This window comes from Phycisphaerales bacterium (assembly GCA_029268515.1).
In the GTDB taxonomy this organism is placed as follows: domain Bacteria; phylum Planctomycetota; class Phycisphaerae; order Phycisphaerales; family SM1A02; genus JAQWNP01.
The window spans coordinates 166,987-191,973 of the sequence record JAQWNP010000001.1; the positions used below are offsets into that span (position 1 = coordinate 166,987).

The window sequence follows — 24,987 nt, forward strand, 5'->3', positions numbered from 1 at the left end:
CTTAGGCCTCCAACCAATCAATGACTTCAGGATCTAGGGTCTTTAGAAATGCTTCTGTTTCACCACGCACATACTTCGGATCGCGTGTTTCAATAACAACAAAAAATCGGTCATCAGAAAGACGCATCAAACGCGGATGTCTAAACACGGGATGATAAAGACGAGGAAGGCCATTCATCACAAACATGGCGCCGACCGCCGTCAGACATGCGAAGAGAATCGTCATTTCAAATGCCACAGGAACGAAAGCTGGTGCACTGACCAATGGCTTACCACTCACCTCAAACTGATAACCACTCACAGGCACAAGTAACCAAAGCGGTAGCTCAAGTGAATTTGTGTAGACCTGGAGGAATATGGCAACCAGGGTTCCTGTCAGACCTGCGAAGAAGACAATAATGGGCAAGATCGTCGGTTTTATTCCCATCGCTTTATCGAGGCCATGGACAGGGAATGGAACCAGACAATCCCACCATCGGTATCCAGCAGCGTGAACAGCCTTTGCTGCCTCATATATTTTTGCCGTCGACGTAAACTCTGCAAAGACGCCATAGGGCCGTTCAGTGCTTTCAACCTCATCGCTGACGGGCTCATTCGTCGTCATGGTCAAATCTGTCATGAAGCCACCTCCTTCGATTCCGAGGAAGCATGATCATCATGATGTGCATGTGGATCCGCCTGCGGCATAGTGGCCTTGATTTCAGAAATCGCAATCACCGGCAGGTAACGAATAAACAACAGGAAGAGCGTCATAAACAGGCCGAAACTTCCTATGAACATGGCGATGTCAACCCATGTTGGCGAGAAGTATCGCCAAATACTGGGAATCTGAGGCTCAGCTAATGAGGTGATCACAATCACAAATCGCTCAAACCACATACCGACGTTCACCAGAAGCGACGCAATAAAGACAATCCAGATGGAACGACGGCACACCTTAAACCAGAAGATCTGAGGCGTAATAACATTGCAAGAAACCATAATCCAATAAGCCCACGCGTATTGGCCGAATGCACGATTCACAAATGCGAAGGTTTCCATCAATTCGCCTGAATACCAAGCGATGAAGAATTCCATGCCATAGGCGTAGCCAACCATTGACCCGGTCAGCAGCACAATCTTGCACATATTCTCAATGTGTCGTTTTGTAATGAAGTCCTTCAGGCCCCAGAGCTCACGAGCAGGAATCGCCAAGGTCAGGACCATACCGAATCCACTGAAAATGGCACCGGCGACAAAGTAAGGCGGGAAAATTGTCGTATGCCAACCTGGTAACTGACTGACCGCAAAGTCGAATGAAACGACCGAGTGGACGGAAAGAACCAATGGAGTGGCCATTGCAGCAAGCAGTAAATAACATCGTTCATAACGATGCCAGTGCCGCATACTGCCTCGCCACCCCAAAGAAAAGATGCCATAAAGAACTGACTTGAGCTTCGTTGTCGTTCGGTCGCGTAGCGTCGCCAGATCGGGCACCATGCCGACATACCAGAAGATCAACGAAACAGTGAAATAGGTGCCAACCGCGAACACATCCCACAAGAGTGGACTACGAAACTGTGGCCACATAGACATTTGGTTGGGAATTGGGAACAACCAGTAGGCCAACCAAACACGGCCAATGTGAATGCCCGGATAGAGACCGGCACAAACCACTGCAAAGATCGTCATCGCTTCTGCAAAACGATTGATTGATGTACGCCACTTCTGGCGGAATAGGAACAAGACAGCAGAAATGAGTGTGCCTGCATGGCCAATACCAACCCAGAACACAAAGTTAACAATCGGGAATCCCCAGGCCACTGGAACATTGTTGCCCCAAACACCAACGCCGGTCAGAAAGAGGTATCCAACCAAGACCATCAACATCGAGGCCAACGCAGCTGAAATGACAAAGGTGATATACCAGGCCAACGGTGGCCTTGGCGCCTCATTAACCGCACAGATGTCTGATGTCACAGAGGTAAACGAGTCGTGGTTCAATACCAAAGGCGCGCGAACACCGGGTTCATCGAATGTGTTACTCGAATCGCTTACGCGTGGCTTGCCAGCAGACAACGTACTCATGCTGTGGGTGCCTCCCCAGCATGCTCCGTATGGCCTGGTTCAGCATGACCATGAGCGCCATTTTCAGCCTCTGCCGTCAACGGATTTGTGACCTTGGCTAAATATTTAGTACGCGGGCGAATATTGATCTCCTCAAGCACCGAGTAAGACAACTTGAGATTCTGCTGACGAGCCACCTCACTGTTGGGGTCAAGCAAGTCACCAAATGTAATAGCGCCGGCTGGACATGCCTGGGCACAAGCAGGAACAATGGTGCCATCTGGAATGGGAATACGATTCTGATTCGCGTTCAATTCTGGTGGCGGCTTAACCCAAGTGCGTGCTTGCTCTTCTTTTTCTGCCTTAGGCAGTTGCACCCATGCATTCTTAGCCTCAATCTTCGCCGCCTGAATACGCTGAGTGCAGTAGGTGCACTTCTCCATCACACCACGCATTCGCACCGTCACTTCCGGATTGAACTGCATACGCCGCAATGGATCTGCACCACTCTGACGCTTGATGTAGTAATCAGGATTGACGGCCAAGAAACCACCCTCTCGAGCGGGATCGCGGCGGAAGTAGTCGAAGTAATTGAAACGCCGCACTTTGTACGGACAGTTATTGGAGCAATAACGCGTGCCCACACAACGGTTGTAGACCATGACGTTTAATCCGTCATTGTCATGCACGGTTGCAGCCACAGGACAAACCTGTTCACACGGCGCATTCTCACAATGCTGGCATGTCATCGGTTGTAGCGCCACTGATGTCAGTTGCTCTGGGTCGTAGCTACCTGGGCTTGACTCGGCAAAGGTGTAATAGCGATCAACGCGAATCCAATGCATTTCCCGGCCGCGTATAATTTGATCTTTGCCAACAATTGGCAAGTTGTTTTCTGCCTGGCAGGCCATCACACAAGTTCCGCAGCCCGTACAAGCATTCAGATCAATTGACATCGCCCATGCATAGTCAGCGCCATCAAATTGCCGCGGCTGCCAGAGATTGAGACTATGCACAACATGCGTGTCAGCATTCGCGAAGTTTGGATGCGCCTGGTAATCGGCCAGCTCCGTTTCGCGATAGAACATTGGAATGCGCTGCTGCTCACCTTTACCACCAACGGAATCAAGTGCGTAATGATTCTGAACCCGAGCGAGTGGATAGGTCTCATTGAGTGACTCCACCGTCACATTTGGAACTGACCACATGTTCTTCGTGGTTCGGAGTGGGTAGGCATTAAAGCCAGCATCTGTACTAATGCGTCCGGGGAAACTGCGCCCATAGCCCAGTGAAATCGACACCACATGTCGAGCTTGCCCTGGTTGCACGATGACAGGTGCAGTCATCGACGCGCCGTTGGCAGTAATCTTAACCATGGTTCCTTCAGCGAGGCCCTTCTCTTTGGCGAGCCACGGACTGATTAAGAGCGCGTTATCCCAAGTGAGTCGCGTAAGAGGATCAGGAAGCTCTTGCAACCAACCATTATTTGCATAGCGGCCATCATAGACCTTCGTGTCAGGCGTAAAGATAAGCTCTAACTGATCCTTCTTCGAAGGCTCTGCTAGCTTTGCCTGAACACCATCCATATTGACTTTAGGTGTACCGGTTTTGAACGCTGAATTGGCACGGTGCCCGTCGTACAACACCTTCCGCCAAGTTGGATCCCAAGTGGCATCATTCGTAGATGTACTCGTGTCCTGGCTCATCGTATTGCGAACAATGTCATAGCCAGCTGTTTTTGCTTCACCAGCGATCAATGCAAGCAATTCAATTGATGAGTGACCACCAAAAAGTGGCTCAATCAATGGTTGTTGAAATGTCACCGTACCGTCCCATGTACGACCATCACCCCATGACTCAAGATAGTGAGCGCGATTGAGGTGCCAGCTGCAAAGGACCGACGTTTCGTTTTCGTAATCCGATAGGTGGATTGATGTTTTGACTTTCTTGATCGCGTCAGCAAACTTTAAGTCTGCAGGTGCGTCATAAACTGGATTCCCGCCAAGGAGAACCAGAGTCGATACATCACCTTTATTCATTTGCTCTGCGAGCGATGCAATGTTTTCTGCATGTGCGCCGGATGAAGGCACCTGGGCATAACGTACCGTCTTGCCCACATTTCCCAGAGCTTCGTTGAGCCCATGAGCTAAACGGTGCACTGCTGGACCCTGGCCGGGCCCTGCAATAACGACACAGCGACCCTTATGAGCCATCAGATCATTGGCAACCTTTTCTGCAAAGCCACGTTGCTCATTGGTCTTCGCCAGTGATTCGATTTGATCGTGATCACTCGACTTCATTTTACCTGCCATAATCGCGTGACTTAGGCCAGCTGCGAATGTCTGCACATCGCCACGCCTCATCGCAACACGGTCGTCAGCATTTGAACCCGTTAACGTCAGCGTCGGTTCAATAGTAATGAGTCGATTGATGGACTTCTGACCATCACGGACACGTCGACCAGCTGTGAAATCGCGAATGTTGCGAAGCTGGTCGGGGTAGACGCCGAGAATATCGGCATCGAGCGTCAGAATAACATCCGCATCCTTCAGGTCATAGACCGCGCGGAATGAACCATTCATCGCATCAGACGTGCCCATTGCCGGGCCATCATTATTAAGAGGCTCGTACTCACACCAACTCATGTTCGGATAGACCGACTCAAGCCGTGCCCGCATCGCCGCTACGCTCGGAGAGCTACTGGCTTCCGCGAGTACCGCAAAGCCCTGCCCCTTCTCACTTCGCACTGCACGGAAGTGCTTCGATGTGAAACGCTCAAAATCTTTCCATTGCTTCTCAGTCAGCTCTTCTGCTGTGCCGTAGGTAATACGTCGACTGCGATCTGGATCATAGAGATCAAGAATGCTGCCTTGTTCAAAGACACCAGAGGTACCCATATTTGATTCAACATTGGGATTGCCCTCAATCTTCGTGGGACGACCTTCAAAGCTCGTCACCATAAGACCGCCAGCGACGCCACCAAGCTCCATCGAAGTTGCATATCGTTCAGCAACACCGGGCGTTCGATCATTGGGTCGATGTGCATAAGGAACGATTTCTTCTTTCGGCCAACGCCGACAACCAGTGAGTCCAATACCGGCCATGGCCATTGAACCAGCCATCAACTTCAAGAAGCTACGACGATCGGCATCGGTCATGCCATCAAGTGCTGAGTCAGGAAACTCCATGTCAACGTATTGCTGGAACTCCGGTGAGCCCGAGAGCTCATCGAGGCTACGCCAATAGGCTCGGCCGGTTTGTTTGTTTTTTACTACCGGTGACATGTGGAGCAGTCCTGCGATGGTTGGAGCATATTAACTTCACGCCACTTGGCGCCGTTCTGACGTTTTTCTTGAGCGGTAAGGCTCAACCCCCACCAAAGTTGTGTCACAAGATCTGGATCGCGTAGATGGGGATCTGGATCTCTATGACAGTCCAAACACCACTTCATGCTTAGTGTTTCTCTTTGCGAAACAACTGTCATGGTGTCAACTCGGCCGTGACACTCCACACAACTGACGCCACGATTCACATGCGCGGCATGGTTGAAATAGGCATAGTCAGGCAGATCATGTACCCGAACCCAATGCACCGGAAGACCGGTTCGGTAGCTCTCCCACAGTGGCTTAAGATCTTCTGAGTCTTTATGGATCTGCGTATGGCAGTTCATGCATGTCTGGGTTGGTGGGATATTCGCATGCGCTGTGTACTCAACCGTATTGTGGCAGTAGCGACAGTCCATACCGAGCTGTCCAGCATGCACGCGATGACTAAATGGTATTGGCTGAGTGGGTTGGTACCCAATATCCGTTGTCTTGGGGCTAAACCCAAAGGCAACAATAAGTGCGACATACAATGGGACAGTTGCTCCCGCCACGACCAGTGACGGAAGTAGAAGATTGGCCCACCTTGGAAAAACGTAGCGGTAGCGGGGCATGAGGAGAGAACTCGGGTGGCGGATAGGCCGCAGATAGAGTCCTATCCGAGACCGTACCTTTTTTCACAAAGTCTGCATAACTACTGTAGTCACGACAGGGCGATTGTCAAGCAAATCAGGCCTGCTCTCGACATCCGAAGATCGAAGGTAGGATCATCGTCACAGCTGATTTAGGCTCAGTCAATCCATGAATTTCAAGGCTGCTACCCACAATGATTGATACACATTGCCATCTGACAGATCCAAGGCTGGGCGAACAGCTCGAAAACGTACTTGAGAGGGCCTTAAAGGCCGGAGTCCAGGGTGCAATCACGGTCTCCACCTCCGCATCAGATGTTCCGCTGGCCCAGGCCTTGGCTGAGGCGAATCCTCGAATTTGGTTCACGACAGGTATTCACCCGCTCTCAGCGGACGAAAATCCACAGTGGGAAATAATCCAAAATGCCGCCTCACACCCCCGCTGCGTGGCCTGGGGCGAACTTGGTCTCGATGGTCACTATCCCAATCCCTCCCTCGATACCCAACGAACGATCCTCGAAGCTCACCTGGAGGTTATTGGTGAATTTGAGGCCAATGGCGGGAAGCAACTGCCAATTATCGTCCACTGCCGTGATATGCATGTTGAGCTGATCGAGATCTTCCGCGCGTCTGGAATCGATGGCAACCGATTTGTGTTTCACTGTTTTAATGCCTCCCCAGTTGAGGCTCGCATGATCTTGGACTTGGGTAGCTGGATTAGTTTCACCGGCATCGTGACCTTTGCCACTGCACCAGAAGTTGCAGAGGCTGCCAAATTGATCCCGGCAGATCGCATCATGGTGGAAACAGATGCACCGTATCTTTCACCAGAACCACTGAGAAAAGTACGCCCTTGCGAGCCCGCATTTGTCGTTCATACCGCAGAGAGACTTGCAGCGCTTCGCGGCGTCGACACACAAAAATTCGCAGCGCAACTTGATGCCAACGCAGCGAGATTTTTCGATATCGAGATTCCACAATGCGCGTAGTCTCACTCTTACCATCGGCAACAGAACTACTCGTTGGCGTAGGTGGCCAAGATCTACTTGTTGGCCGCTCTCATGAATGTGATTGGCCTGTTGAGATTACTGACCGCCCAATACTGACATCACAACGAACCACTGGTTCAACCGGCGCAGCCATTGATGAGGAAGTCCGCCAACTGCTGAAGGAAGGCCAACCACTCTACGAACTCGACGAAAACCAGTTAGCAGATCTCAAGCCGGATCTCATTTTGACTCAAGATCTTTGCTCAGTTTGCTCCATTGATCTGGCAGCGGTCTCACGAGTTGCGAGCAGACTGTCACCACAGCCACAGGTGATGAGCCTTAATCCAACCTCACTCGATGACGTCTATGACGATGCATTACGCATTGGCAGCGCCATTGGCTACCGAACGAAAGCTGACCAAGCGGTCGTCAATTGGCGAGCCACCTACCACAATGCCCGCGATTACGTGAACTGTTATGAACAGGGACCCGTTGTCGCTTTCTTAGAGTGGCATGATCCCATGATGGCCGCTGGCCATTGGACACCAGCCCTGATTGAGGCTGCTGGTGGCCAGCACCCATACAACCCACCAGGCGCCAACGCGATCACAATATCCGCAGAGAAACTTAAAGCAGCTCGCCCCGATCGCTTGATCGTCTGCCCATGTGGCCTTGATCTTGAGTCCATTGTTCAACAGTTGGATGTGCTTACCAGGTCAGAATGGTGGAGCGATATTCCTGCTGTAAAGAACAATCAGGTCGCAATCGTTGATGGCAACCAGATGTTCAATCGTCCTGGCCCAAGATTGATTGATGCCTTCTGTTGGTTAGTGGGCTGGCTGCAAGAACGTCCAGAAGTGATTCCCAATAATTTTCCCTGGCAGCCGATAGCTGGTGACGCCACCATTGAAAACCACTAAACAGAACCGCTCGATAGCAACCATGCTCAACAGTCTCAATCAAGGTTGGTTTTCATTGTCGCTACTGTCCAGCGGTGGCATTCCCGGCAGTCTGATGGGCTCCCGGCCAGGCGATTGCGGCTGCGACAGTGGCAAAATTGTTTCTGACGATGGCTGATTGACACCATCTATGAGCAGTGGCACCGTCCGCACAGTGAGCGTGTAGGTGTCTTCACCAGACTGGAAGACGATTGGCATTTCATCTGGTAAAACTTCGAGCTCACCGGTACGTGTAATACTGACCGGAGCTTCAAAAAGCGCGGGCCGGTCTTTCGCAGCCACTGCTGGCCTTGCCAGCTTCCATGGCTCAATCGCAACCGCAAGACCCTCAGGACTCACTGCAGTCAATGGTGCTGGCGGATCATTGCTTCCGATCTCACCCTCTTCGCCGGCAATTTTTATGTCCAGTGATTTGCGTGATGATTGCAATTCAATAACTGGGTAAGTAGACCAAAGAGGTGGCACTCGACGGGTATTCATTATGACATTCAAAGTGAGTGCGGTACGCGTCGAACCCGATGGGGCCTCCGACCAATTGATCCGCATATTAATAGGAACGACTTGTTTTCCTGACCTCTCACTAGGCTTCATGACCGCAGACACCAATACGTCGCCACCGGGACCGACCTCATTAATATCCACCGTTGCCTCAGTACAGCTACAGCCCGGAGTCAACCCTTCAATACGAATCCACTGGTCCGTTTCATTGAGCAGTACAAATGAGTGCTGCCTTTCAATCCTGTCAGGGCCAACTTCAATTCGGCCAAAGTCATAGGTAAGCTCTCCCGTCAAATCAGGTACAGAGCCGCGGTATAACATGAATACAACCAACACTGAAACGACAAAAGACACGATCACTGCCAACAAAAACAGATGAATACGCTGACGACTCTCGGTCATAGTCAAGTGCCTCCTAAACGACCCCTTATAGAATACGGCCGCCAGTACTGTTCGGCTACTTTCCTGGTGGCTTGATTCTCATTATTGGCTCCAGCTACAGAAGCTCTAGAATACAAACCAACTAAAACTGGCATAAGAGGATTTGAGGCTCACACAATGCAAATGGAACGCTTTACATCGCTGGCGCAAGCCGCTTTAGGAGAGGCGCAGTCAATTGCGTCTTCAATGTCACATGGAGAGCTCTTACCGTTACATCTTCTCGCCGCATTTGTACGTGATACCGATGGCGTAGGCAGAGTCATTATTGAGAGAGCTGGTGGCGATCTTTTGCAGCTCGACAACATCATTGAATCAGAACTTAAGAAGCTGCCCAGGGTGACTTCCGAGGGTCAGATGCAAGTGCCACGCACAGGCACCGAGATGATGCAGACCCTCACGAGCGCCGAGCAAGAATCTAAACGAATGGGCGACACTGTCATTTCGGTCGAACACCTTTTAATTGGAATCGCAGATACCAAGTCGATGGCCTCTGAAATTCTTAAGACACTAGGCATCAATAAAAAACATCTCATCACTGCAGTGGAAGCGCTGCGCGAAAGCTCTGGTGTCACCAACATTCACGACGAAGATGCTGAGTCAAACTATGAAGCACTGAAGAAGTATGGCATCGACCTCAATGCGATGGCACAATCAGGAAAGCTAGATCCAGTCATTGGCAGGGACGAAGAAATTCGCCGCTGCATGCAGGTACTCAGCCGTCGCACAAAGAACAACCCTGTACTCATCGGAGATCCAGGTGTCGGCAAGACGGCTATTGCTGAAGGTCTGGCGCTGCGAATCATCAACGGCGACTGCCCCACCTCAATGCAAAACGCAAGGATTATTGCACTTGACGTCGGACAACTCTTGGCCGGCGCAAAGTTTCGAGGGGAATTTGAAGAGCGGCTGAAGGCTGTTCTCCGTGAGGTGCAGGCGAGCGATGGACGTGTGATTCTTTTTATCGATGAACTTCACACAATTGTTGGCGCAGGTGCGGCAGAGGGCTCCGTCTCAGCTGGCAATCTTCTCAAACCCGCACTTGCACGCGGCGAGCTTCGATCAATCGGAGCCACAACCCTTAATGAATATCGCCAGCATATTGAAAAGGATGCTGCATTCGAGCGGCGTTTCCAACCCATCTACGTTGGAGAGCCAACCCTCGAAGACACGATTGCTATTTTACGCGGCCTCAAGCCAAGATATGAAGCACATCACGGCGTACGAATTCAAGATGGTGCGCTGGTTTCTGCAGCCACTCTTTCTCATCGTTACATCACAGAGCGTTTTCTCCCTGACAAGGCAATTGATTTACTCGATGAAGCAGCTTCACGGCTACGCATTGAAAATGATTCCATGCCCGCGAGTATTGATGAACTGCGCCGTCGGTTAATGCAAATGGAAATCGAGCGAGAGGCACTCAAACAAGAAGGCGACAAAGCTTCGCAGTCTCAACTCAAGGAACTTGAACGAGCAATCGCCGAACTTGAAGAAGAGAATCGAAGACTCACGGCTCAGTGGGAAGTCGAAAAAAATGAGCTCGATGAAATAAAGGCTGTCAAAGCAGAGATTGATTCTAAACAGACAGAGTTAAATCAAGCTCAACGCTCTGGTGATCTAGAGCAAGCCGCACGAGTTCAATATGGAGAAATCCCTGAACTCGAAGAACGACTCATGAATGCCGAAACAACACTCTCTGAACGCCTCGATGCGGGACAGACCATGGTCAAGGAAGAAGTCGATGCAGAGATGATCGCCGAAGTTGTCTCAAAATGGACCGGCATACCTGCCATCAAATTGGCGGAAGGTGAGCGAGAACGCCTTCTCCAAATGGAAGATGAATTAAGACACCGTGTCATTGGTCAAGATGAGGCTGTCAAGGCTGTATCAGATGCGGTCCGACGCAGCCGCGCCGGCCTCGGCGAAGCATCTCGACCGATTGGATCCTTCTTGTTTCTTGGCCCAACTGGTGTCGGCAAAACCGAACTTTGTAAGGCGCTCGCTGACTTCCTCTTTGATACAGAAGACGCAATGGTGCGAATTGATATGAGTGAGTACATGGAACAACATGCTGTTGCGCGTCTCATTGGCGCTCCTCCCGGCTATGTGGGTTATGAAGAAGGCGGCCGCTTGACCGAAGCCGTACGTCGTCGCCCCTATTCACTCATACTTTTTGATGAGATGGAAAAAGCACATCCAGATGTCAGTAATGTGCTACTCCAGGTGCTTGATGATGGAAGACTCACTGATGGCCAAGGGCGAACCATCGATTTCAAAAACACCATTATTGTGATGACAAGCAATATCGGCTCACAAACGCTTTTAGAAATGACTGAAGCTGGGGCATTGGATATCGAAATTGATACCCACATGCGCGAACTTCTTAAGCAAGCCTTACGACCAGAACTCTTGAATAGAATTGATGAGACCATTGTGTTTCATCAATTGTCGCGAGACCAGATTGCTGGAATTGTTCGCATTCAGATCAACGCTCTGGAACGCCGACTTGAAAATCGGGGCCTTGGCATTTCACTCACTGATTCTGCGATTGAAGCAATTGCATCTGAGGGATTTGACCCACAGTTTGGCGCAAGACCACTCAAAAGAACTATTCAACAGCGCATCGAAAATCCGATTGCAACACGCATTCTTGCTGGTGAATATGATGCCGGCGACCAAATCATGGTTGATTATGAACAAGAGAACTTTACGTTCGGTCGGGCCAACTAAAGCTTAGGCTTCACTCTGATCCGCATCGTTGCCACCTGCCGCTAGCTTGTCGGAAGGCAGCTGCTGAAGCAATTGGTTGTATGCCTTGTAATTGGCATGAAGCTCAAGCATTGAGTCACCGCCAAACTTGTCCATAAAAGAAGCAGCGATCTGAAAAGCAATCACATGCTCCATCACGACACTGGCTGCTGAAAGAGCACAAACATCTGAGCGTTCATAATCACTTCGCTCTGACTTCTTCGTATTAAGATTGACGCTCTCCATACCCTGCAACAAGGTACTGATTGGCTTCATGGTGCCACGAACCACAACTGGCATCGCATTGGTCATTCCGCCCTCAATACCACCTGCGTTGTTACGAAGACGCACAAAGCCCGCGTTCGGTGACTGTCGCGCCGACTCGTCATACACAATGGCATCATGAACCTGGGAACCTGGACGACGGGCACATTGTGCACCGAGACCAATTTCAACCGCCTTGAATGCCTGGATGCTCATAACAGCTTGAGCCAGACGTCCATCAAGTTTTTCTGACCACTGCGTACATGAGCCAAGCCCATAAGGACAACCAAAAACCACTGCTTCGCAGAGACCGCCCAGCGTATCTTTGTCGATCTTCGCTTGACGGATATGGCCAACCATCGCTTCAGTGGCAAGCTCATCAGGGCAATACATAACAGAGGCATCACGCAAACTTCGAAGTTCGTTGAGTCGATCGTGTGTGATCTCGACTTCGGTGTCGACATCAAGCAAGCCACGCACAAATCCAAATGTCTCAATACCAAATTCACGAAGCAGACAACGGGCCACCGCTCCTGCGGCTGTGCGAGCGGCCGTCTCCCGAGCACTTGCTCGCTCTAATGTGTCACGACAATCGGTTGTCAGCCACTTCATGGCTCCAGCAAGATCTGCGTGACCTGGCCTGGGCCGGTAGACCGGTGGGGTTCTTTTTGCGTCATCAAGTCGACTGTCTTTATTAACCACCTGAATGGTCAGTGGCCCACCCATGGTTACACCGTTGCGTAGCCCAGTGAGAAATTCAGCCCGATCGGTTTCGATACGCTGCCGTCCACCTCGGCCATAACCACCCTGACGGTGGGCCAATGCACTATTAATGAGGTCTTCATCGAGCCGCAGACCGGCTGGAAGACCTTCAATCATCGCCAGACCGCAAGGGCCATGTGACTCGCCGGCGGTACGGAAGATCAGTGGGGACATGCCCCCATCCTACCACCGAGCGTGTGGCGGGGGTACGATGCCGCGTCCTATGCATGAACTGACGCCTCGAGACATCGTAGACAAGCTTGACCGGCACATCATTGGCCAGCACGCCGCCAAGCGCGCCGTTGCTGTAGCCGTCCGAAACCGCTGGCGCCGCCAGCAGCTTGAGGGCGACCTGTCCCGAGAGGTGATGCCTCGCAACATCATCATGATTGGTCCCACCGGGGTCGGTAAGACTGAAATTGCAAGGCGCCTGGCCAAGCTCGTTCATGCCCCCTTCCTTAAGGTGGAGGCCAGTAAATTTACCGAAGTCGGATATCACGGCAGAGATGTGGAATCAATGATTCGAGATCTGCTGGAACTCGGTATCAATATGGTGCGTCGAGAGCAGGCTGAACGCGTACAAGAAGAAGCTCGAGAAAGAGCGGAAGAAAGACTTGTCAGTTTGCTTCTTGGAGAAGAACAAGCATCGGAGCCAACTCCACCGCCAACGAGTCCGATCGATGACTTAACCAACGCCAGCACCACGCCGAACGCTGAAGAGGCTGCTCGATCACAAGAACAAGAAGCCGCCCAACACGAACGTGTGCGACAGCGACTCTTGAAGAAACTTCGTGATGGTTTTTTTGATGAACGCGAGATTGAGATTACCGTCCGTGAAAAACAGACGATTCCAGTGATGGGCATGATGGGTCCAGATCAAATGGACCCTGGAATGACCAACATGCTTGAAGGGCTCATGCCCGACCGCTCACGACAGAGGCGTGTTAAAGTCGCCCGCGCTCGAACCATTTTGATAGAACAAGAAACAGAGAAGCTGATCGATCATGAAAAGACGATTGAACAAGCAATCGAGCGGACCGAACAAACGGGCATCATCTTTTTAGATGAGATCGATAAGATCGCAGGCGCCAGTGATGGGCGTGGCTCCAATGCAGATGTTTCAAGACAGGGCGTCCAACGCGATTTACTTCCGATTGTGGAGGGCTCCAGCGTTGTCACACGTCAAGGCGTTGTGCAAACTGATCAGATTCTTTTCATCGCCGCAGGTGCTTTTCACAGTGCGTCTGTCAGTGACCTGATGCCCGAGCTACAGGGGCGATTCCCAATCCGCGTCGAGCTTGACTCTCTCACAAGAGATGACTTCGCTCGAATTCTAATTGAGCCGGACGCCTCACTCACACGCCAGCAAGAGGCACTTCTTTCAACCGAAGGCCTCACGATCAAATTCACCAGTAGCTCGATTGATGCCATGGCCGAAATGGCCGCAGAGGCCAACGCATCGATGGAGAATATTGGTGCTCGCCGTCTCATGACTGTGATCGAACAAGTCTTTGCAGAAATCTCTTTTGATGCGCCTGATCTTGCAAAGAAAGGCACAAAGAAAATTGAGATCACTGAAGCGTTTGTTCGCGAGCGCCTTGCAGAGATCATGGCTGATGAAGATCTCACTAAATTCGTTCTTTAGGTCCGGCCTCTTATGAAGAGGCATCAGCGCTTATAAACACCAACTTAGAGACTGCTTTGTTGCCAAGCTCGCTTGTAGGCATCCTTGCTCGCCGACGCTCCCACCCATGCCTCATATTGCCCCACTGCCTGGCCTAGGAACATTCCAAGCCCACCAATGACCTGGGCACCACGCGCCTTGGCGTCTTCCATTAACTTTGTTTCCAATGGGCTATAAATAATGTCATAGACAGTCAGATCCGTCGTGATGACATCAGATGAAACACCCATCGCCGTTAATGGTGACTCTTCTGGTGCGGCGCCACCCGTCATACCAACCGTCGTGCAATTCACCAATATGTCAAAAGCACCCTCGACGAGATCTTTCAAAGCACCGCTCTCAATGACACCCTCACCACCATCTTGTTTGACAGCATTCAGCTGGCGACACATCTCTTGAGCATTTGCCTCGTCACGATTGAACACCGTGATCAGTGCACCAGAATCGAGAAGCCCGACTGCGACTGCTCGAGCAGCACCGCCGGCGCCCAAGAGCGCGACCTTCTTTGACTTCAGATCCTGGCGATGAATACCCATCCCGTCGATTAGACCCTGGACTGCACCAAGGCAGTCTGTATTCGATGCCTCAAGATCGCCATCTCGTCCAATCGCCACGGTGTTGGCAACACCGACTCGCTGCGCCAGTGGCGTCATGCAGCCTCCCGACTCTTCAACCAATCGCAATGCATGAGGCTTGTGCGGGGTTGTCACCGATAAACCCGCAAGCTGTAAATCCGGGGCTTCTAACATCTCAGCAATGGTGGCCTTAAAACTGGCCCACTCAGGTGCAATAGGCATGGCCAAAAAGACTGCATCCAAACCTTCACTGGCAAAAACAGCGTTGTGAATGACTGGCCCCTTCGAATGAAACGCAGGCCAGCCAACAATCCCCATCACTTTGGTCTGGGCTGAAATCTCATGGAAGCGATAACGGCTTGTCAGTTCATACACAGGAATTTGCCCTGGCGCTGTTTCATCACCTTCTTCACAGCTTGCAAATGTTGCAAAGGCACCAAACTTGCCTGCAAGTATTCGACTCATCTGACCAAACAGACCCATCCCCAATGCGATCATAGGTTTTGCCCGCTCTCTCAAGATTTCAAAGATCTCAAGATTGTCCCGCAATGTCCTTGCGTGATAAGCAACTTTAATGACGGCACACAAAGGCTCACTTGCTGCTTTTGCGATACGACGTGATAAATCATGAGGACGACCATCGAAATCATGTATAGACAGAATGAGCGATGTCGCATCATGATCGATTTCATGAGTCAAGCATTCACGCAATTCATGAGAATTCGTCCACGATGCAAGTTCTATATCGATATACCTCGGTGGAACCGCTTGTTCACAAAGCGTCTTCAGCAACGTGCCTCGCTCTTGATCTGAACCCTGCCAATCACCACCCTCAGCCGCCGATCGACAAGTGATGATGGATGGAATCGGACTCTCAGCAAGAAGCGATGACAGCGCCTCAAGGCCTGCCTGAGGATCAGTCAGCGTGTCAATGCGCCATTCCACCAAGCCCGCCCCCTGAGACTGGGCTCTCCGCGCTTGCTCAATGAGGCCTTCCGGACATTCGAGATTTCTCACAGGAATTGAAACAGCAATGAGTGTCATAACAACTAGGATATCTGGCTCACGCCAAACCGCCGGTAAGATGCCCCTTATGCCCTCTGAAGCCAACCAACTCAATCAAGCTCAGAATTTCATTCGTAGCCACTCCAAAGGGGAGCTGAATTTTGATGACAATGTTCAGCCACTAGGCTACATCGTCTCACCAGACGGCCGCCTCGTTGCACCAGTCATGGTAGCCGTACTTCACAGCATACAAACTGTTCTATCCATCCCAGATGAAGGCGATCCAGATCTGGCCATGCTCTTGAGCCTTGAGGAGCTCCCTGCAGAAGAACAACGCGGCTCACTGCCCGATCGCTGGCGGATTTATCACGGCGATCCACCTGACGTGAATTGGGCTTATTTGAATATTGAGATGGCGAGACTTGGTGAATTCGTTCTGGATGGCGAGGCGTTTGATTTATCCAATCCCTTGTCGGATCAAGAAGCATCTGCAGTCAAAACAATCAATCAGAATCCGGCAATAATCCAGCGCGTCTGCCTCTCGATACTCAAGGTCGACATTGATTCACCGGTGATGGTCGGTTTAGATCCAGCTGGCTTTGACATACGCGGGACGTTTAGCGTTTTCAGAATTCCCACTGATCATTTGATGTCGTCTGCAGAAGATGCAGTAACAACATTCCATGGTTTGGATCCACAACATGGATAACTCTTTCATTTCATTACTGCGAAGTTTTCCGGGTGATGTGGTTGAGGCCCTTCAAGCCCAAGGCTTTACCAACATTTATTGCAACCCCAAACCAGAGAAACTTGACCGCGATCGCATACTTGAGGTTTGCCAAGGTGCCATTGGCATCATGATTCCACCTGGAGACACCTCTATTGACGCCACGTTTTTCGATACCGTCGGACCACAACTGCGCGTCGTCAGTTGCTACGCGGTGGGTTATGACAAGATTGACTTACAGGAAGCCTCCAAACGAAATGTTGCCATCGGATACACGCCTCATGCGCCCACTGAAGCAACCGCAGACTGCGCGTGGCTCTTGATGCTTGGTGCCGCTCGATTCGCGGCCTGGGGCGATCAACTTGTAAGAAGTAAGCAGTGGCAGGGAGTGGGACCAAATGACCGCCTGGGCCAAGGGCTGACTGGTAAAACAATTTTGATTGTCGGCGCAGGTCGAATTGGAACGGCTGTCGCGCGCCGAGCCATTGCGTGGGGAATGCGTATTCTTTACACCAGTAACTCACGCAAACCTCACCTTGAAGCAGCTCCATACTACGGCGCGTATGTCGATTTAGATGAAGGACTCGCCATTGCTGATGTGGTCACTTTGCATTGCCCGCTATCACCAACGACACACCATCTGATTGATGCACAACGCCTCGCAAAATTTAAGCCTGGCTCAATACTCGTCAACACTGCACGTGGGCCAATCGTAGATGAATCAGCACTTGTCGATGCACTCAAAGATGGTCCGCTACAAGCCGCAGGCCTTGACGTCTACGAACATGAACCAATCGTCCATGCGGGATTGATTGAACTAGATAACGTGTTCTTACTGCCGCATCTTGGAAGTGCCACCACCTCCGCTCGGCTCTGGATGTCCGAAATTGCCACAACAAACCTCGTTGCTGGGATACAAGGCGAGCCACTGCCCTACCAAGCACTTTAGAAGCGAGGCATGCCTAGGACAGCACCATCATTGCGTTTCAACTGCGAGAACTCACTGAGGTTTGGTTGCTTCAAGATGATCGATGATTTGCGTTGATCCCAAGCCAGGCTCGTGCGCTAACACCCGCAGTTCAATACCAAGTTCGGTCACGAAACCATGTTCAGCAATCTGCTCCGGTCGATAGTCGCCACCTTTAGCATAGATATTGGGCATCACTGACCGAATCAGCGCCTCAGCTGTTGGCTCCTGGAACTCCGTCACATAGTCAACACACTCAAGTGCAGCTAATACGCGCATGCGCTGCTCAGCGGTAAACACTGGACGCCCCTGTCCCTTAAGAGCTCTGACCTGTTCATCAGCATTGACACCCACCACAAGCACATCACCTTCGCCCTTGGCTTGCTGAAGATAAGCAACATGACCCGCATGAAGAATGTCGAAGCAACCATTGGTGAGAACAATGCGATGACCTGCCTCGCGGTGCACCTGAACTTCAACTTCCAGCGCCGTTCGATCACGAACTTTGCCCACTAACTTCGATGCAGTTTGCAAAGCAGCACGCCGAAGTTCCGAAATCGCGATTGGCTGAGCTCCAAATCGCTCGACCTCGAGACCCGCTGCCATATTCGACAACGCAACAGCCTGTTCCCACGTCAATTCATTCGCGATAGCGCCTGCAAGCGCGGCAATCACCATATCTCCGGCACCCGTCACATCGTAAACACTACGCGCTTGAGTCGGCATCAGCTTTGGCGACCGACCACGTTCCAAAAGAAGTGCGCCATGACGATCAAGAGTGACCACAACAACTTCACATCCAACTGTTTCCATCAGTTGCTGAGCGAGTTCACCATTGTGCTCTTCAGAAGCCTCCAAAGGCGTACTACGACCCGTCGCAAGCTCGGCCTCTGATCGATTGGGGGTCAACGCCGTTGCCCCTTGGTATCTGGCATAGTCGGCAATCGCCGCAGGATCAACTAACACAGGAATACCTAATTGCTTACACTTTTCCATGACCGGCGATAATAGGCTTTCGTGACAAACGCCTTTGTTGTAGTCCTCGATACAAACAACATCTGCTTGTGGTAAAGCGTCTTCAATTGCGGCGCGTATTTTCTTGCATACGGCTTGATCAATTGGCTCACGCGATTCCATATCTACGCGAAACATCTTCTGAGGATGACGATGTTGAGCGAGCCCAATGAGACTTCGCTTAATGGTCGTCGTACGACCAGGATCTTTTATAAGACCGCAAACATCTGCTCCAGATGCGGCAATCGCATCACTCAATACCACGCCTTCTGAATCACTGCCAATGACCCCGAAACAGTAGACCTGGGCATCTAGTGACTGAAGGCAAGCGGCAACATTTGCAGCACCACCAGCACGATCCTCAATACGACTCGCTTGAAGCACTGGTACAGGCGCATCAGGACTGAGTCTTTCAGCCGCCCCGTAGACGTACTGGTCCAGCATAAAATCACCAATGACCAGCGCTGTAAATGGCTTCCATTTTGAAAGATTACCCAGCATGTTCGACATCAAAAAGCTCTTCTCAATTTAGCGATCGAATCATCATTACTAAGCGCGTCTTAAGCGATGTTGAGCCGGACTGTTTCAACAACCCGGGCTTCTAAGAACTCACCACCCCGTAAGAATTCCATACGCAATTGTGGCACCAGAATTGGAACCGGAAACATCGCCAAGTCTACCACGTGACGCAACTTCACCCAATCTTTGGCGGTCACCAACAATGCCTCTGCCCCTTGGCAGGCAGCATTGAGCTTGCCAACAAGACTGGCATCAAAAACTTGATGATCTGCCAAAGGGATATCTTCTACAAGCTCTGCACCATAGTCCTTCACTTGTTGACATACAGCGGCGGGATTCCCAACGCCTAAAGCGGTCACAACCCGCATTGCTTTGAGTTGCTCTGGGGGGCATTCCTGTTCACCAGAAACATCATGCCGCACAAGAGACTTCCAAACATGATTCACCCAGGCAAGTGGAGCGGCGCCACTCATCGCTTCAATACGAGCAGACAACTCGGCATCAAAAGAATGTGCCCGTGTAACAATGACGCCATCAGCTCGTTTTAGCGACAAAGGCAACTCACGTAGGTAGCCCATCGGCAGCAGTCGATCATGCAACGTGTCTTGTGTCGCATCAATCGTGACAAGATCTAAAACGCGACCAACCATACGATGTTGAAACCCATCATCTAACACACAGCAGTCAATAGTACGGTCACTTTCGCAGCGTGATCGAAGTCCCTTCATTCTATTTGGCTGAGCGATGATTGGTGTGCTTGCTCCCAGCCTTTCGAAATACTCCGCCTCTTCATCACTGTGCCCATTGGTACGGGATCCATAGCCACGCATTGCAATCGCTGGGTGAAAACCTGATTCACGCAAACGCTCCACTAACCACATCACCAATGGAGTTTTACCGCTTCCGCCTACAGAGAGGTTGCCGACCGAGATGACTGGTACCGGAGGCTTGCCAACGCGCCAACCTCGATCAAAAGTCCAGTTGCGCAACGACGTCACACCACCAAAAATACTGCTTGCGATTGGGGCCAATGGCCGCAAACCGCTTGGTAGTTTCTCACGCATCACGATCACCTTGGGGGCCCTGATCTATTTCGCTTTGCAGTGCCTTAAAGAGGCCTGGCGCATCACGGCGAATATTCGCTTCTTGCCGACGAGCATGGGCATTGGCCGTTAAGAAGATATCGATAGCGGCAAAAATCACAAGAATCATCATTGCGACCAATATGATCAGCCATGAAACAACATACTGGGTTGGTTCAATTGAGGGGTCAAGATAGCTCAACGCCCGTACAAGTATGGGAAGCGTTACCAGCATAAGTAGTAATGTCATGCGACGGATCTTACGCCGCGAAGGGGGCACATGATCAGAACCAAGTCGCCAGCTATACCACACAATTAACATCGCTATGACGATCGCGATCGGGATTGAAATCGAAGGCAAAATATGAACTACAGCCAACATCAAGAAGTGATTCCAATTCGTCCGAGCAATGGTGTCAGCGTCTGCATCGGTAATCCCATGACCGTGGTTGGATCGCCGTCAACTTCAATTGACCAGCCTGCCTCAAGTCGGTCCGCTAGATTGTAGCCACCAGCTTTGCCCTGCCAATCATCGCTTTCTATATATTGACGAATGGCATGCGCATTGAGGCGACCGAGATTAACACGTGTACGATCAACAAAGAGACATCTTTTAAATTGCTCAGCACCAAGTAAACAGACACCAGTCAATGTCTCATGACTACGGCCCTGTAACAGATCAATCATTCCATACGCTTCATCGCGTGTCTTTGGCTGTCCAAGACACGACCCATCAATCAAACAGAGTGTGTCTGCACCTAAGACGATGGCGTCTCTTTGCCCAGAGATTTGGTACATCGTGCTCCACGCTTTGATATACGCCAGAGAAATGACCCAATCAGCTGCAACGACGTGCCCTTGCGACAATAGTCCCTCATCAATTGGCGATGGTGCAATGCTTGGTTCAAAACCAGCTTGGCGCAGGAGCATCTGCCTGCGCGGCGATCGACTAGCCAATACTAATTTCATGAGGCCTGTTCCTCGGTGGCTCGGGGCGCGACCCCCTTCGAAACCGCATGCAACGATGCTTCAACAACCTCATCGAGTTCAATGCGATCCATCCATAATGAACCAGGCTGGGTAGAGCGATAATTGACATTCTCCAATTCGTCACCATTAACGTGCTGCAGAACTGCATCTGATCGACCATATGGACCAACCTTCTCTGGATCCGTGGGCCCAAACAAAGCCACGATGGGCGTATTCAACCCAACAGCCATATGTAATGGCGCGGAGTCATTGGCAACAACTAATTGTGATGATTCAATCACCGCCATCGTCTGACCTACGGAGAAGCTTCCACAGCAATCATGCAACCTCAGCTCACCTTCATTGCCATGACGTACACCGACAATCTGAGATTGTTCACCTGGAGCCCCAATGATTACCACATGCTGTTTTCTACAAATGTCTTTTTCACTCAGTAGAGCGGCTGCTAAAAGTGACCACTTCTGAGTGGGCCAACGCTTGCTTGCCCACCGAGACGTTGGCGCCAGAACAACATATGGATCATCACCAATGCCAATTTCTTTGCGGTAGATGTTCCACCAAGCTGCATTTTTATCTGAAATGTATAACTGCATATCCTTGATGGCCGGCACATTGATCGTTTCAAGGATGGCAAGCATGCGATCAACTGTGTGAACACAGTGCCCGGTTTCCGCGCGACGGTTGTAACCTAACCAGGCCGCTTCTCGGGCCTGCCTGGAACCAACCCGAACACTGGCTCGCGTCACCCAGGTAAAAAACCCACTCCGACTCAGGCCTTGGCAATCAACAACTAGATCATAGTGCGCCTTATTGAGCGATTTGAGAAATCGACCCAGCCGCGCCGTCGTCGGAGGGTGGTACCACCATCGAGCCAGTTGCTTCCTTTCAAAACGCACACACCCATCCACTGCCGGGTGAGCATTGACCGCATCTTCAAATCCGTCTTGCACAAGCCAGTCGATATGTGCAGAGGGCCAGCGCTTCTTTAAACTTGCCGCCACGGGCACGGAACGACAGACGTCGCCAAGAGCGCTTGGACGGACGATCAAAATACGAGCAGGGTCAAGGGAAGAGAGCATGCCAGCACTTGGCTCCCGGTTCAGACCGATAAACCACCCTTTCATTCATTTCAAGGTGGATTACGTTATCTTCAAGCACCTTAACAACGATGTGGCACGAAGAGTGTCATATCCTTATAGGGTAGAGAATCATCTGAGATCATGATTGCGAACGATCCTAGCATTCTCTCAAATCACCTCAATGAGCCTTTGCTCATGTTTCCTGTAGTTTTCATCCATGGCACAAGACCAACCCAAAAATAGAGCCTCTTCCCATTCTGGTGATCTCGGGCAAGATCCCTCTGAACCACTCTCACTGGCTGATTCAGACACAGGGAAGCCACATGCACCGCAACCACCCTCTCCTGTGCCAACCCCACGACCAGTCATAGCGAGTCCTGAGGGCGCCACCACCACCGGAGGATTTGAGACGCTCATGGGCAAGCTGGTGATCTCCAGTGGCTTGGCGACTCCAGAAGAAGTCGAGCAATGCAATGAGGTGCTGAAAACCCGAACCGATCAAATTGGAGCAAGAACGCTGGCTGACTTGCTCGTTGAGCGATCCTACGTCACCGACCACCAACTCAGTCGCTTACGCGATGACTTTGAGGCCAAGAAATCGGGCCAACGAATTCCGGGCTACCGTATTCAACGCAAGCTTGGATCTGGAGCAATGGCGACCGTATTCCTCGCCCATCAACTCAGCCTCGATCGCCCCGTCGCCATTAAAGTGCTTCCAAAGAAGTTCTCTGACAATGTCAAGTTCATAGAGCGCTTCTACAAAGAAGGTCGAGCTGCTGCCAAACTCAACCACCCTAATATTGTCGGGGCTTATGACGTTGGTCACGCTGGAGAGCATCATTATTTCGTAATGGAATATGTTGATGGCATGACCGTCTATGAGGAGTTTGCCTCAAAGAAACGTCTCGATGAAGCAACGACAATCCGATATATCAAACAAGTCGCTCTGGCTTTACAGCACGCACACGATCAAGGCTTTATTCACAGGGATATTAAGCCAAAGAATATTATGCTCTCATCCAATGGCACCGTGAAACTTGCTGATCTGGGCTTGGCTCGTGCATTGACCGATCTAGAAACGGCCAAAGCTGAGGCGGGGCGCGCCTATGGCACGCCTTACTACATCAGCCCTGAGCAGATTCGCGGAGATCTCAACCTCACGCCAGCCACTGACATCTATGGGTTGGGCGCGACCACCTTCCATATGCTCACAGGACAGGTACCTTTTCAAGGGAAAAATCCATCTGCCGTCATGCACCGACATCTCAAGGATGATCTTGTTCCACCAGATCATCTGAATCCCGCCATCAGCCCCGGCATGGCTCAGATCATCGAGATGATGATGGAAAAGCAGCCCGGCAATCGATATCAGACCGCGGAAGATCTTTTGACTGATCTCGAACTTGTTGGCAATGGGCAACCACCACACTTTGCCCGACATGCCTTAGATCTAGCGAGTGCTGGCAAAGCAGAATCACAGGTTGCTCCGGGGCCGCCAACCGCGCCTCAGATCAACACATCAACAGGCTCTTCATTGAGTAACCTCACCATCGGCTTCATCATCGTGACGGTCGCCCTGGTGCTGAGTCTGCTGGTAAACGCGTTTCTGTTTCTAAGTTCACCCTAGACCATCGCTCCGAGGGGCCCACGCGAGAACCTCTACCTCAACTGGGGCGCCCAGCGGCAAGCTTGATGCACCCGTGGCAGCCCGAGCGTGGCGCCCAGCTTCACCAAAAACATCCATGAACAGCTCGCTTGCACCATTTGCGACGACTGATTGCTCTGTAAAATCATTGGCACAAGCAACAAACACGCCAATCCGAACGATCTGCTTTACCCGACTCAGGTCTCCTTCGACCATGTCAGCAAGCACCGCAATGGCATTAAGGGCACATTGCCGAGCTGCCGCCTTGGCCTGATCAATACTGACCTGCCCGGGAACAGAGCCAGTCCAGCCCAAGGCCCCATTGAGCATGGGCACTTGACCGCTGACAAAGATGAGATCATTGGCCCACATGGCCGGCAAATACGCTGCAACAGGCCTGGGGGCCTCTGGAAGCACGATTCCCATTGCCTTGAGCTGCTTATGAGCCTGGTGTGACATATATGAACTCTCCTAATTTTTGATCTATAAATCGTGTATTAGTTGCGGCCATTACTTGACCTGATCGTAAGGACTAGTAGGCTAAAGGAAGAGATCAGAGACATCGAGCTCTGATTTTGACTAAATGTTGCCTGTCGCAGCCAAGCTGAGGCAGGCAAAGACAATCTGGGACGAATGTTCGCGGCACGACAGTAATATCCCAAAAACGTTTTCATCTGCCACTTTTCACTGGCTTCAATCAAATATATACCGCCGCGACACGTCGACATTTCGAACTGAGCACGCGGTGATGATGCTCTTGCAATTTGATCTACGCGCCGTTGGTATTTTTAAAAAATACCGACCACTTATGGTGCCAATATCAGTGCTAGAGGATTCACAACAGCAATAAACGCTTGGATTTAAACTGCATTCTGAATGCCTAGGGCGAGGTTGGGTTTAGCCTGATCTGGGATTGCTCGAAAGCACAGGTGCAAAGTTTTGTTTCGCTCTAAATCTGTTGAGCTACGGCTCATACAGATTGTTAGCGAGGGCTCCCAAAGGGGGGATGCCTTCAGCACCATTGATGCAAAGGTGCTCTTG

The 24,987-nt window shown here is 51.1% G+C and carries 20 protein-coding genes; 7 read left to right on the forward strand and 13 right to left on the reverse strand.

The annotated features are described in order from the left end of the window. Nucleotide 1: 1 nt before the first annotated feature. Genes P8J86_00635 through P8J86_00650 form a run of 4 tightly spaced genes read right to left on the reverse strand, consistent with a single transcriptional unit; the run spans nucleotide 2 to nucleotide 5,983 of the window. On the reverse strand, nucleotides 2-619 hold the full coding sequence (locus P8J86_00635; protein ID MDG2053191.1) for a DUF3341 domain-containing protein: 618 nt from the start codon (nucleotides 617-619) through the stop codon (nucleotides 2-4). Then, nucleotides 616-2,067, reverse strand: a complete 1,452-nt coding sequence (nrfD, locus tag P8J86_00640) for a polysulfide reductase NrfD (protein ID MDG2053192.1) — start codon at nucleotides 2,065-2,067, stop codon at nucleotides 616-618. The genes P8J86_00635 and nrfD overlap by 4 nt, the downstream gene beginning before the upstream one ends. Beyond that, a complete protein-coding gene (locus tag P8J86_00645; GenBank protein ID MDG2053193.1) occupies nucleotides 2,064-5,330 on the reverse strand; it encodes a TAT-variant-translocated molybdopterin oxidoreductase in 3,267 nt (1,088 codons plus the stop codon). Before P8J86_00645 ends, nrfD begins: the two co-directional genes overlap by 4 nt. Continuing rightward, on the reverse strand, nucleotides 5,318-5,983 hold the full coding sequence (locus P8J86_00650; protein MDG2053194.1) for a cytochrome c3 family protein: 666 nt from the start codon (nucleotides 5,981-5,983) through the stop codon (nucleotides 5,318-5,320). The genes P8J86_00645 and P8J86_00650 overlap by 13 nt, the downstream gene beginning before the upstream one ends. Nucleotides 5,984-6,195: 212 nt before the next feature. On the opposite strand from P8J86_00650, the gene P8J86_00655 reads away from it, so the two are divergent. Both P8J86_00655 and P8J86_00660 read left to right on the forward strand, forming a co-directional pair. Then, nucleotides 6,196-6,990: a TatD family hydrolase gene (locus tag P8J86_00655; protein ID MDG2053195.1), complete on the forward strand. Its 795-nt coding sequence runs from the start codon at nucleotides 6,196-6,198 to the stop codon at nucleotides 6,988-6,990. Then, nucleotides 6,981-7,910, forward strand: a complete 930-nt coding sequence (locus tag P8J86_00660; GenBank protein MDG2053196.1) for an ABC transporter substrate-binding protein — start codon at nucleotides 6,981-6,983, stop codon at nucleotides 7,908-7,910. Before P8J86_00655 ends, P8J86_00660 begins: the two co-directional genes overlap by 10 nt. A gap of 39 nt (nucleotides 7,911-7,949) precedes the next feature. Here P8J86_00660 and P8J86_00665 read toward each other — a convergent pair whose 3' ends face one another. Continuing rightward, complete coding sequence (locus P8J86_00665; GenBank protein MDG2053197.1) at nucleotides 7,950-8,849, reverse strand: DUF1573 domain-containing protein; 900 nt, start codon at nucleotides 8,847-8,849, stop codon at nucleotides 7,950-7,952. 156 nt (nucleotides 8,850-9,005) lie between these two features. Between P8J86_00665 and clpB the strand changes: the two genes are divergently transcribed. Then, nucleotides 9,006-11,615, forward strand: a complete 2,610-nt coding sequence (gene clpB / locus P8J86_00670) for an ATP-dependent chaperone ClpB (protein ID MDG2053198.1) — start codon at nucleotides 9,006-9,008, stop codon at nucleotides 11,613-11,615. Nucleotides 11,616-11,618: 3 nt separating this feature from the next. On the opposite strand, the gene aroC is transcribed toward clpB, so the two are convergent. Beyond that, on the reverse strand, nucleotides 11,619-12,833 hold the full coding sequence (aroC, locus tag P8J86_00675; GenBank protein ID MDG2053199.1) for a chorismate synthase: 1,215 nt from the start codon (nucleotides 12,831-12,833) through the stop codon (nucleotides 11,619-11,621). A gap of 37 nt (nucleotides 12,834-12,870) precedes the next feature. On the opposite strand from aroC, the gene hslU reads away from it, so the two are divergent. Then, entirely contained in the window at nucleotides 12,871-14,304 is a 1,434-nt protein-coding gene (hslU, locus tag P8J86_00680) for an ATP-dependent protease ATPase subunit HslU (protein MDG2053200.1), read from the forward strand. 44 nt (nucleotides 14,305-14,348) lie between these two features. Here hslU and P8J86_00685 read toward each other — a convergent pair whose 3' ends face one another. Further along, nucleotides 14,349-15,962, reverse strand: coding sequence for a type I 3-dehydroquinate dehydratase (locus P8J86_00685; GenBank protein MDG2053201.1), 1,614 nt, complete (start codon nucleotides 15,960-15,962; stop codon nucleotides 14,349-14,351). Between the two features lie 49 nt (nucleotides 15,963-16,011). Between P8J86_00685 and P8J86_00690 the strand changes: the two genes are divergently transcribed. After that, complete coding sequence (locus P8J86_00690; GenBank protein MDG2053202.1) at nucleotides 16,012-16,632, forward strand: hypothetical protein; 621 nt, start codon at nucleotides 16,012-16,014, stop codon at nucleotides 16,630-16,632. Then, entirely contained in the window at nucleotides 16,625-17,599 is a 975-nt protein-coding gene (locus tag P8J86_00695; GenBank protein MDG2053203.1) for a D-glycerate dehydrogenase, read from the forward strand. Before P8J86_00690 ends, P8J86_00695 begins: the two co-directional genes overlap by 8 nt. 51 nt (nucleotides 17,600-17,650) lie before the next feature. On the opposite strand, the gene P8J86_00700 is transcribed toward P8J86_00695, so the two are convergent. The 5 genes from P8J86_00700 to P8J86_00720 are packed head-to-tail and all read right to left on the reverse strand — an operon-like array spanning nucleotide 17,651 to nucleotide 22,301. Continuing rightward, complete coding sequence (locus tag P8J86_00700) at nucleotides 17,651-19,141, reverse strand: bifunctional heptose 7-phosphate kinase/heptose 1-phosphate adenyltransferase (protein MDG2053204.1); 1,491 nt, start codon at nucleotides 19,139-19,141, stop codon at nucleotides 17,651-17,653. 50 nt (nucleotides 19,142-19,191) lie between these two features. Next, the gene (gene lpxK / locus P8J86_00705; protein MDG2053205.1) at nucleotides 19,192-20,214 is read right to left on the reverse strand and encodes a tetraacyldisaccharide 4'-kinase; all 1,023 of its coding nucleotides are present in this window, start codon (nucleotides 20,212-20,214) and stop codon (nucleotides 19,192-19,194) included. Beyond that, nucleotides 20,207-20,614 (reverse strand): hypothetical protein, encoded by a 408-nt coding sequence (locus tag P8J86_00710; GenBank protein ID MDG2053206.1) that lies wholly within the window; start codon nucleotides 20,612-20,614, stop codon nucleotides 20,207-20,209. Before P8J86_00710 ends, lpxK begins: the two co-directional genes overlap by 8 nt. After that, nucleotides 20,614-21,201 (reverse strand): Maf family protein, encoded by a 588-nt coding sequence (locus P8J86_00715; GenBank protein ID MDG2053207.1) that lies wholly within the window; start codon nucleotides 21,199-21,201, stop codon nucleotides 20,614-20,616. Before P8J86_00715 ends, P8J86_00710 begins: the two co-directional genes overlap by 1 nt. Then, nucleotides 21,198-22,301 (reverse strand): glycosyltransferase family 9 protein, encoded by a 1,104-nt coding sequence (locus P8J86_00720; GenBank protein MDG2053208.1) that lies wholly within the window; start codon nucleotides 22,299-22,301, stop codon nucleotides 21,198-21,200. The genes P8J86_00715 and P8J86_00720 overlap by 4 nt, the downstream gene beginning before the upstream one ends. A gap of 217 nt (nucleotides 22,302-22,518) precedes the next feature. Between P8J86_00720 and P8J86_00725 the strand changes: the two genes are divergently transcribed. Continuing rightward, nucleotides 22,519-23,928: a serine/threonine-protein kinase gene (locus P8J86_00725; GenBank protein MDG2053209.1), complete on the forward strand. Its 1,410-nt coding sequence runs from the start codon at nucleotides 22,519-22,521 to the stop codon at nucleotides 23,926-23,928. Here P8J86_00725 and P8J86_00730 read toward each other — a convergent pair. Continuing rightward, on the reverse strand, nucleotides 23,920-24,405 hold the full coding sequence (locus tag P8J86_00730; GenBank protein ID MDG2053210.1) for a RidA family protein: 486 nt from the start codon (nucleotides 24,403-24,405) through the stop codon (nucleotides 23,920-23,922). The two genes, P8J86_00725 and P8J86_00730, sit on opposite strands and share 9 nt — an antisense overlap. Nucleotides 24,406-24,987 lie beyond the last annotated feature (582 nt).